A 9,899-nucleotide genomic window follows, 5' to 3' on the forward strand; every position below is an offset into this window, starting at 1 on the left:
CGTCCGCGCCGGCCGCATTATCTACAGCGACGCACGCTGAGCCGGCGTCGGCATTGAACGCAGTTGTTGCCCCTTCAAGCCAGCCCAAACGTTTCCACGGCCCGCATGATGCCGCGCAATTCGGCCAAGCCCTTCAGGCGGCCGATCAGCGAGTAGCCGGGATTGATCCTTGTCTTGCCGATATCGTCGGCGAGCAGGTGGCCATGGTCCGGCCGCATCGGGATTTGCCAGTCGGCGCGGCCCTCCTTGCGGCGGCGCGCCTCCTCCTGGATCAGCGCCAGGATGACATGCGCCATGTCGGTGCCGCCTTCGAGATGCTCGGCCTCGTAGAACGAGCCGTCATCCTCGATGGTGATGTTGCGCAGATGGGCGAAGTGGATGCGGTCGGCGAATTCCTTGACCATGGCGACGATGTCGTTGTCGGCGCGCGTGCCGTAGGACCCGGTGCAGAACGTCAGCCCATTGGCCTGGCTGTCGACGGCATTGAGAATGAAACGCGCATCCTCGGCGGTCGAAACGACGCGCGGCAGGCCGTAGAGCGAAAACGGCGGATCGTCGGGGTGGATACACATGCGCACCCCCTCCTCTTCCGCCACCGGAATGATCTCGCGCAGGAACCACGCGAGGTTGCCGCGCAACTCCTTCGGCCCGATTCCGTCATAGTCCGCAAGCGCCTCGCGAAAACTGTCGCGGTCATACTTGCGCTCTGTAGCCGGCAGGCCGGCGATCAGATTGCGCTCGATCTGGTCCATCTTCTCTGGCGACAATTCCTTCAGCCGCGCTTCCGCTTGCGCAATACGCGCCGGCGTATAGCTTGCCGCGCCGTTTCTGCGCTTCAGCACGAACAGATCGTAAGCGGCGAAATCGATCGCGTCGAAACGCAAGGCATAACCTGTCGTCGGCAACCGCCAGGCGAGATCGGTACGGGTCCAGTCTACCACCGGCATGAAATTGTAACAGATCGTGGCGATGCCGGCCTTGGCCAGCGCGCGGATCGAATCGCGGTAATAGCCGGCATAGCGCCCGCGCTCCGGCGCGCCGATCTTGAAGGAATTATGGACCGGAATGCTCTCGACGACCGACCAGGTCAGTCCTGCTTCCTGGATAATGTGCCTGCGCTCCAGCACTTCGGCCTCAGGCCACGCCCGGCCGTCATAGATATGGTGGAGCGCCGAGACCACGCCGGTGGCGCCCGCCTGCTTGACATGATCGAGCGTCACCGGATCATCGGGCCCATACCAGCGCCAGCATTGTTCCATTTTCGGCTTTCCTTCTGCGAGAGGTTGGCAACTTATTGTTGGACCGCGATGGGAGTCGATAGAAAATGGAGGAGTTTTTAGAAATGATGGATTTCGACGGCAAGGTCGCCCTGGTGACGGGGACGACCGGCATTGGCCTGGCAACCGCCAGACGCCTTGCGGCCGGTGGCGCCGCAATCATCGCCTGCGGCATCGACCGCGCCGCCAATGCGGCGATGAAGGCGCAACTGGAAAGCGCTGGAGCTGCGGTGCTGGTCATCGAAACCGATGTGTCCATCTCCGACCAGGTGCGCGACGCAGTGGCGGCTGGCGTCGCAAGGTTCGGCGGCCTGGATGTCATCGTCAATTCAGCCGCCGTCCATCCCTATGGCACCGCGACGACGACCGACTGGGAAATCTGGAACCGAACGATGACGGTCAATGTCGGCTCGATCTACCTGACCGCGCATTTCGGCATTCCGGAAATGATCAAGCGCGGCGGCGGCGCCATCGTCAATGTCGCCTCAGTGCAGGGCTTTGCCTGCCAGCAGAACGTCGCCGCCTATGCCACGACCAAAGGGGCCATCCACACGCTGACGCGCTCGCTGGCGCTCGACTATGCGGCATCAGGCGTTCGGGTGAATTCGGTCAGCCCGGGCTCGATCCGCACGCCGATCCTGGAGAAGGCCGCGCGCGGCGACGGCGGCAGCGATGCCGATGTCGAAGAGGCCTACAAGCGCTTCGGCGCGGCGCATCCGCTCGGCCGCATCGGCGAACCGGAGGAAGTGGCGGAACTCATCGCCTTCCTTTGCTCGTCGAAGGCCGGCTTCTGCACCGGCGCGGACTACAGGATTGATGGCGGACTGACCGCCGGCATCGGCGTCAGATAGAGCACTGATCGTGCTCTGCACGCTTGCCGGCGATCTCGAGCGCTATGTACCGCCTCTATAGCTTCCACGTCCGCCTGGCATTGCCCGAAAGCAGCTTCGCCCGTTCGTCGGGACTGGCTCCCGCGATCAGCGCATGCGTCGCCGCCACCCAGGTTGCAAGGCCACCGCCAAGCGTGCACACCGGCCAGTCGCTGCCCCACACGACGCGGTCCCAGCCGAAGCAGCCGATCGTGTGCTCGACATAGGGGCGCAAGGTCTCGACGGTCCATGAGCCGGCATCGGCATAGGCGACGACGCCGGAGATCTTGCCGATGACATTAGGACGCCGCGCGATCTCGCTCATATGCTCGCGCCACGGATGTTCCGCACTGGCCTTGATGTCGGGGACGCCGCAATGGTCGAGCACGAACTGCACATCCGGCGCCAGATCGGCGAGCGCAACCGCCCTTGGAATCTGATGCGGCAGGACGACGAGGTCGAAGGTCAGGCCGGTGCCGGCAAGCCGCTTGATGTTTTCGCGAAACAGCGCGCTGTCCGAAAGCTCGTCCGGCATGACATGCAGCACGCGGCGGAACCCCTTGACGAAGGGGGCGGCTTGCTGGCGCTCGAGATAGACGGCGAAGCCGGCCTCCTCCGGACGGCAGGAGGCGATCGCCCCGCGCAACAGACTACCTTTTTCCAGCGACTGCGCCTTCACATGGCTGGTCTCGGCCTGGATGTCGGCTTCATCGACGTCGACCTCCATATGCAGCGCGGCCTCGATACCGGCGCGGCGGGCCTGGATCGCATATTCTGCGTGCGGGAAATCGCGGTTGAGCGCCGGCTCGCGGCTGAGCCAGGGATAGCGCAGCGCCGACAGGTCGATCAGGTGCAGATGAGTGTCGATGATCATGGCTGTCCTCCTCGGTGATTTCAGATCATCGCCAAATGCCTAAACCCAGCGCATGACACAAGCTTTGGCTCAGGCCCGCTTCGGGATCTCTTTGTCCTCGAGCAGCAGCGTCAGCCCCATGGCGACGAAATAGAGCGCCGCCACCCAGATGAACATCACGTTGAAGCCACTGGAATAATGGTCGAGCACCACTTCGCGGATCGCGCCCGGCAGGCTCGATGCGAGGTGCGGCGTCAACCCGTTCAGGCCACCCGGCAGCAGGGCGGCGGCGTCTGCAGGAAGCTCGGCTGTCTGCCGGTTCAGCGCCCAGATCATCACCGCGCCGTTCAGCGCCAGACCCAGCGATGCTCCGAGCGTCCGCGCCTGGGTGATCAGCGACGTCACCGCGCCGATATCCTGCAGCGGTGCCGCCGCCTGGATCGCCACGATCAGCACCTGGAACTGCAGGCCCATGCTGATGCCGAACACAGCCATCATCGTTGCCAGCACCCAGATCGGCGTGTGCTGGTTGGTGAGGACAAAGCCCAGCATCAGAAACCCGCCAATACCCATGGCGACCACCGGCATCCATTTGTAGCGTCCGGTTGCGGCAATTACCCGCCCGGCGACGATCGAGATGACCATCGATGTCAGCGACGCCGGCAGGAACAGGAAGCCGACTTCGGCCGGGCTGAGACCCGTCAGCGTCTGCATGTAGAGGGCGAAATAGAAGAACATGCCCAGCGTCACCGTTCCGGCGACCAGCGACACGCCCGAGACGATGCTGACCGTCGAATTGCCGAACAGCCGCAGAGGTACGATCGGCTCTTCGGCCCGCCGCTCGACCATGACGAACAAGGTGATGGCGACCAGCGCCAGCAGCGGCAGCGCGAAGGTGATGAGGTCCGGTCCGCTGGGGTCGAGCACGTGATAGCCCCAATAAACGACCGCCGTCGTGCCGATGGCGAGCAGCGCGCCGCCGAGATAGTCGATGCGGTGCCGTTTTTCGTTGAACCGGCTGCGCATGGCGAAGGCCAGCACAGCCAGCACGATGATCCCTATCGGCAGATTGACCAAGAACACCCAGCGCCAGCCGAACAGGCTGGTGATGTAGCCGCCGGCCAACGGGCCGAGCACTGATGACAGCGCGAACACCGCCGAACTGTAGCCCTGATATTTCGCGCGGTCGCGCGGCGAAAACAGTTCGCCGATCATGGCGAAGGCCGAGACCATCAGGCCGCCACCGCCGATGCCTTGCAGCACGCGCGCGGCGATCAGGCTCTCCATCGACCATGCCATGCCGCAGACAAGCGAGCCCACCAGGAACAGGCCGATCGCCGTCAGCACGACATTCTTGCGGCCATACATGTCGCCAAGCTTGCCGTAGAATGGCGAGACCGCGGCGGTCGAGAGCAGGTAGGCGGCACCGACCCAGCCGAACAAATGCAGATTGCCGAGTTCGCCGGCAATGGTGGGCAAGGCGGTGACGACGATCTGCATGTCGATGGTTGCCATGAACATGGCGATCAGCGCGCCGAAATAGACGATCAAGGTCGTAAGGTCGGGCCTGACTTGGGCCTCCACGGGCGCTGTGTCCGGCAGCGTCTGCTCGACAGTCATCGGTGTCTCCGTAGCTTGGGGCGCGATTTATGTGCCCACAGCCGAGAGGTGTCAAATAGGCGAAAACGCCATGCCTGGAGGCATTCCGTCCGGCTAACGGGAAGAGCCTTAGCGGACGTGCAGCCGTGGATGATGGTCGTCGCGACCAGTTCCGCGGGGTCGCGTGCAATCGGGTCGACGATGCTGTCGATGAAGGCAGTGTGATCGAGCGCCAGCGTCGTCAGATTGTGGCTCTCCACCGTGAACACCTGGCCTCGGTGCGCATGGTCACCGACATCTCGGGCAACACTGTCGAAGGCAATAGCTACGCCACATACGGCGAAAGCCTCAACACCGGCTTCCATACCCAAAAGGGCTATATCGGCGAGCGCTTCGATGCCGAGACCGGGCTGCTGTATCTCAATGCCAGGTACATGGATCCGGTGCTTGGACGGTTCATCTCGCCGGATGACTGGGATCCGACTAAGGAAGGCGTTGGCACCAACAGATATGCTTACGCATGCAATGATCCGATCAATAGGGGGGACAATAACGGCCACATAGCACCCCTCATTTGGGCTGCTGCGATCCTCGGTGCATATTTCATGAGTGTCGAGCCTGCAAATGCTCCTGCACCAACGGATACGGCTAAAAGTGTCAGCGGTGGCCAATTGATAGCAAACATGGCAATGGGAGCTGCCACACCACTACTTGCGGCAAAAGCACCATTTTTGACAATGTCAGCGGCGGCAAGGTGGCCACGTGCTTTCCGAATTGGCTGCCGCTGAAACAGGCCTTTTTGCACCAGGAGCAGCCACGGTTGCTGGAGTAGGAGCAACAGCCGCTGCAACAAGTGTTGCTTCGCTTCGAGGGGGGTTACTCACGAAGCCGAACGGCTAGCGCAGTTAGGTCTTACCAAGAACAATGCCGGTTGGAGGCCAAACCAAGCTGATTTCGACAGCGCGGCGTTCAAAGTCATTGTGGGAGACGCAAAGTTTAGCCGGGGCGGATTGCCAAAGGGAACGATCTTTGACGGCATGAAGGTTGGAAATTTCGAGATCAAGGGAGGGCTTAGCATGCTGGATTCGACCTACCAACTTAGGCTCCAAACGTATCGATCGCTGAAAACGAACATGCCTCTTACGATCGAGACGACGCGGCCCATCAACCCTACCTTCCAGAACTGGCTAAACCGGTGGGGTGTTTTGGTTCCGAGACAGAAGTGATAGGCATACGAAGGGATGGGCTGTGGAATTTATGATGACGAAGTGGCATGTTGCGAGGGGCGCGCGCGCCGATGCCGAAATAAATAATAAAATCTTTCTGATCAAAAACGTCTCTGAAATGAGGGCAACTTATCAGGTCAGACTTCTCCTTTATCGAGCTGTGCAGGAAGGTACGCGGTTGGTTTTAGACCTTCCAAAAGAATGCAAGTTGAGCGCCAATTTGAAGGCCTTGGCTAAAGAGCATCGCCGTAATTTTGAAATCACGAGGACCTGATGGGACTATATCTAGCTGTCTTTGATGGCGATGAGGAGCTGGATGGGGTTGAGGTAGGCTCGTATGCTGACTTCGAAACGTTCCGCTCTAAGGTTGCGACGCACGTAGAACAGGGCGTCGCAGGATCGCGGTGTCCAACACTGATGGTTCATTCTGACAGTGACGGACAATGGTCGCCCGAAGAGGCAGCTCTATTGCAAGCGGAGCTATTGTTGATCACCGATAGCTTCTTGAAGCTGCCCCCTGAGCCTCTTGGGGATGGTTGGAAACCAGAAGTAGCCCAGATGTTTGGGCTTCGGCCGAACAGCCTTTATGACTGTTTTTTTGATGTAGACGGCGAGCCTCTCTTGGACCGTCTGATTGGCTTGGCTCAACTGAGTACGCAGCGGAATCTTCCGATTTTGTTCCAATGAGGATGAGAGCCCGGATGACGACTTCAACCTTAACTGGCGAGGCACCCCGGTCCGCCGCAGGCAGACCGATCTGGCTTTCAGCCGTAACTTGAAGCCACCGCTTTTCAGGCGGTGGAGCATTAACTCGATCCCGCTGGTGCTCAATGCGCTGACCGACGCGCTCTCGGTTCTGCAGGAGAAACCCAACCCCCGGTCGCACCCACCCCCCACCACCAACCCTGTGGATAGACTCCAAATCCCCCCATCAATCCAAGCACTCAACCTCAGGACGTCCTAAACTAAGGCCCTTGGGGAATCGGGTGTATGTCAATCGGGTCAAGCAATCGCGTCGTATTGTGCCTGTTGCTTGCACTTGCCGGCTGCAATTCCACGCCGGGCAAGGACTTTTTCACCGAGACTATCGACAGCCTGCACGCCAAGAACTCGCCCTTGCGGGCTGGATACACCGGACCGTCCACCGTCACTTCGGCCGCGAGTGCCGGGCAGCGCTTCAACGGCGCGCAATATCAGGGGTCGGGCCAGTTCGTCTCGTCCAGCGCCCCCGTCACCCAGGTGACGACGGACGGCTCCGGCCAGTTCGAGCTCAATCTGGTCAGCGCGCCGATCACTGATGCGGCCAAGGCGGTGCTGGGTGACGCGCTGCATCTCAACTACATCGTCGACCCGCGCGTACAGGGCACGGTGACACTGCAGACCTCGCAGCCGGTGTCGAAGGATGCACTGGTCGACATACTGGAATCAGCACTTGCGGTGAATGGCGCGGGCATCACCAAGCGTGCCGGCACCTACCAGATCGTGCCGCTGTCCGAGATCATGTCCAACACACCGCCGGTCAGCGTGCCCTCGGTGTCGCCGTCGGGCCCCGGCGTCAAGGTGCAGGTGCTGCAGCTGCAGTTCATCGCCGCCGACGAGATGAGGACCATTCTCGAGCCGATCACCCGCCAGGGTTCGGTGCTGCGGGTCGATTCCACCCGCAACCTGATCACCGTCGCCGGCAATGACAGCGACCTCAATGCCATCAGGGAGGCGGTGTCGGTGTTCGACGTCGACTGGATGCGGGGCATGTCGGTGGCGCTGCATCCGCTGAAGACCTCCAAGCCGGAAGCGGTCGCTGCCGAACTCGACTCCATCTTCGGCACAAAAGACGGGCCGGGCGCCAAGCTCATCCAGTTCATCCCCAACGACCGGCTGAATTCGGTGCTGGTGATCACCTCGCGCCCGGCCTATCTCGCGCGCGCCGCCAGCTGGATCAACAAGCTCGACAGGCTGGCGGAGTCCAACGAGGACCAGCTCTTCGTCTACCAGATACAGAACCGCCCGGCCAAGGAACTGGCCGCTGTGCTGAGCTCGGTTCTCGGCACCTCGGTCAAGACCGAGGGCGGCGCGGACGGCTCGAACGTGTCGCCCGACCAGACGCCGATCGCCATGCAGTCGGACGGCATTACCCCGGTGCCGTTGACCGGACCGTCGCCTTCGATGCCGCAGCAGGACGGACAGCCGCCCGCCCACGCCACCGTCGTCGCCGACATCGAAAACAACGCGCTGCTGATCCAGACCACGGCGCGCGACTATGAGCGCATCGAGCAGATCCTGACCAAGGTCGACATCTTGCCGACGCAGGTCATGCTGGAAGCGGTCATTGCCGAAGTCACGCTCAACGACGAGCTGAAATACGGCCTGCGCTGGTTCTTCGAGAATGGCGGCACGAAGGTATCGGTGACCGACGTGGCCAAGGCGGCTGCCGCCGCCACTTTGCCGGGTTTCAACTGGAGTTATGCCACCGACAACATACAGGTGACGCTGAATGCGCTGTCCTCGATCACCGATGTCAACGTCATTTCGGCGCCGACCATCATGGCGCTGAACAACCAGAAGGCGATCTTGCAGGTCGGCGACCAGGTGCCGATCCTGACCCAGCAATCGCAGGATACCGGCAGCGGCACGGCGCCGATCATCAACTCGGTGCAGATGAAGGACACCGGTGTCATCCTGACGGTGACGCCGCGCATCAACAATGCGGGCCGGGTGATGCTCGACATTCAGCAGGAGGTCAGCAACGTTGCCGAGACGAAGAGCTCCGGCATCGATTCACCGACCATACAGCAGCGCAAGATCCAGACCCGCGTGCTGGTCAATGACGGCGAAAGCCTGGCGCTGGGCGGCCTCATCCAGCAGAACAACAGTGTCGGCCGCACGCAGGTGCCAATTCTCGGCGACATCCCCATTATCGGCAACGCGTTCAAACAGAAAAACGACAAGATTGTGCGTACCGAGCTGATCATCTTCATCCGGCCGCATGTCGTGCGCGACATCAACGAGGCCCGCGAAGTGACCGACGAATTCCGCGGCAAGATTAGCCTGCAGACGCCGATCCAGAAACGCCGCGGCGGCACCAAGCTGCAGCAGGATTTGAAGAGGCTGGCCTATTGATCGCGGCTGCGCACCCATCGCTCCTGCTGGCTGCCACGTTCGCCCTGGCGGCAATTCTCGCCGCCATTTCGATCGCCGATTTCCGCCGCCAGATCATCCCGGACGGGTTGAACCTGGCGCTGGCGGCAACCGGCCTTGGCTATCAGGTGGCGGCGGACGGCCTGCCGCTGCATCTCCTGTTTGCGGCTGCCACATTCGCCGCCGCCTGGCTGCTGCGGCGCGGGCACTTCCTGATGACCGGCCGGATCGGGCTTGGCCTCGGCGACGTCAAGATGCTGGCCGCCGCCGCATGCTGGATCGACCCGTTGCTTCTGCCGGTGTTGCTGTTCATCGCCAGCGCCACCGCGCTGCTGTTCGTTGGTGGCCAGGTGGTAGCGAGCGGTCCGGCAGCCGCGCGGGCCCGCATTGCCTTCGGCCCGTTTATCACCATCGGTCTCGGTTCCTGCTGGGTGCTGGAACAATTCGCCGGTTTGAACATGGGACTGCTCTGATGATCATGCTGCGCTTTAAGCAAGCTTCCGAAAAATCCGGCCGCGACACCAGCGAAAGCGGGTTCACGCTGGTCGAGCTTCTGGTCGTTCTCGCCATCATTGCCTTGATCGCGACGCTCGCCGCGCCTCAGGTGTTGCGCTATCTCGGCTCGGCGCGGACCAACGCCGCCAAGGCGCAGATCCGCAACATCGAAAGCGCGCTCGAACTCTATTATGTCGACAACGCGAAATACCCGACCGACGAAGAAGGGCTCGCCGCCCTGGTCACACAGCCGGCCAGCGAAGCGCGCTGGAATGGCCCCTATCTCAAGGGCGGCCTGAAGGATCCCTGGGGCAAGCCCTATTCCTACGAGGTGAAGGCCGATGCGAGCGGCGTCGTCATCCGCACGCTTGGCAAGGACGGCAAGCCCGACGGCACCGGCGAGGACCAGGACATCACCAACTGATGCCCGCCAACTGAAGCGAGG

General features: G+C 61.8%; 10 protein-coding genes. 7 read left to right on the top strand and 3 right to left on the bottom strand.

Annotation, left to right across the window (positions count from 1 at the left end):
• Positions 1-74 precede the first annotated feature (74 nt).
• Positions 75-1,259 carry a mannonate dehydratase gene (uxuA, locus tag NKJ80_RS16160; protein WP_352497918.1) on the bottom strand — a complete coding sequence of 395 codons (1,185 nt, stop codon included), beginning with the start codon at positions 1,257-1,259 and terminating at the stop codon, positions 75-77.
• 83 nt (positions 1,260-1,342) lie between these two features.
• On the opposite strand from uxuA, the gene NKJ80_RS16165 reads away from it, so the two are divergent.
• A complete protein-coding gene (locus NKJ80_RS16165; protein ID WP_352497919.1) occupies positions 1,343-2,128 on the top strand; it encodes an SDR family NAD(P)-dependent oxidoreductase in 786 nt (261 codons plus the stop codon).
• A 55-nt stretch (positions 2,129-2,183) separates the two neighbouring features.
• On the opposite strand, the gene NKJ80_RS16170 is transcribed toward NKJ80_RS16165, so the two are convergent.
• A complete protein-coding gene (locus NKJ80_RS16170; protein ID WP_352497920.1) occupies positions 2,184-3,020 on the bottom strand; it encodes an amidohydrolase family protein in 837 nt (278 codons plus the stop codon).
• Between the two features lie 69 nt (positions 3,021-3,089).
• Positions 3,090-4,619 (bottom strand): MDR family MFS transporter, encoded by a 1,530-nt coding sequence (locus tag NKJ80_RS16175; RefSeq protein ID WP_352497921.1) that lies wholly within the window; start codon positions 4,617-4,619, stop codon positions 3,090-3,092.
• Positions 4,620-4,744: 125 nt separating this feature from the next.
• On the opposite strand from NKJ80_RS16175, the gene NKJ80_RS16180 reads away from it, so the two are divergent.
• The 6 genes from NKJ80_RS16180 (at position 4,745) to gspG (ending at position 9,878) form a co-directional block, all read left to right on the top strand.
• A complete protein-coding gene (locus NKJ80_RS16180; RefSeq protein WP_352497922.1) occupies positions 4,745-5,386 on the top strand; it encodes an RHS repeat-associated core domain-containing protein in 642 nt (213 codons plus the stop codon).
• Positions 5,387-5,858: 472 nt separating this feature from the next.
• Entirely contained in the window at positions 5,859-6,098 is a 240-nt protein-coding gene (locus NKJ80_RS16185) for a hypothetical protein (protein WP_023696274.1), read from the top strand.
• A complete protein-coding gene (locus NKJ80_RS16190) occupies positions 6,098-6,511 on the top strand; it encodes an Imm70 family immunity protein (protein ID WP_023687886.1) in 414 nt (137 codons plus the stop codon). Before NKJ80_RS16185 ends, NKJ80_RS16190 begins: the two co-directional genes overlap by 1 nt.
• 303 nt (positions 6,512-6,814) lie before the next feature.
• Positions 6,815-8,941: a type II secretion system secretin GspD gene (gene gspD, locus NKJ80_RS16195; protein ID WP_352497923.1), complete on the top strand. Its 2,127-nt coding sequence runs from the start codon at positions 6,815-6,817 to the stop codon at positions 8,939-8,941.
• Complete coding sequence (locus NKJ80_RS16200) at positions 8,938-9,432, top strand: prepilin peptidase (RefSeq protein ID WP_352497924.1); 495 nt, start codon at positions 8,938-8,940, stop codon at positions 9,430-9,432. Before gspD ends, NKJ80_RS16200 begins: the two co-directional genes overlap by 4 nt.
• Positions 9,432-9,878: a type II secretion system major pseudopilin GspG gene (gspG, locus tag NKJ80_RS16205; protein ID WP_023696276.1), complete on the top strand. Its 447-nt coding sequence runs from the start codon at positions 9,432-9,434 to the stop codon at positions 9,876-9,878. Before NKJ80_RS16200 ends, gspG begins: the two co-directional genes overlap by 1 nt.
• The last annotated feature ends 21 nt before the right edge of the window (positions 9,879-9,899 follow it).

The organism is Mesorhizobium sp. M0030 (assembly GCF_040323695.1).
Taxonomy (GTDB): domain Bacteria; phylum Pseudomonadota; class Alphaproteobacteria; order Rhizobiales; family Rhizobiaceae; genus Mesorhizobium.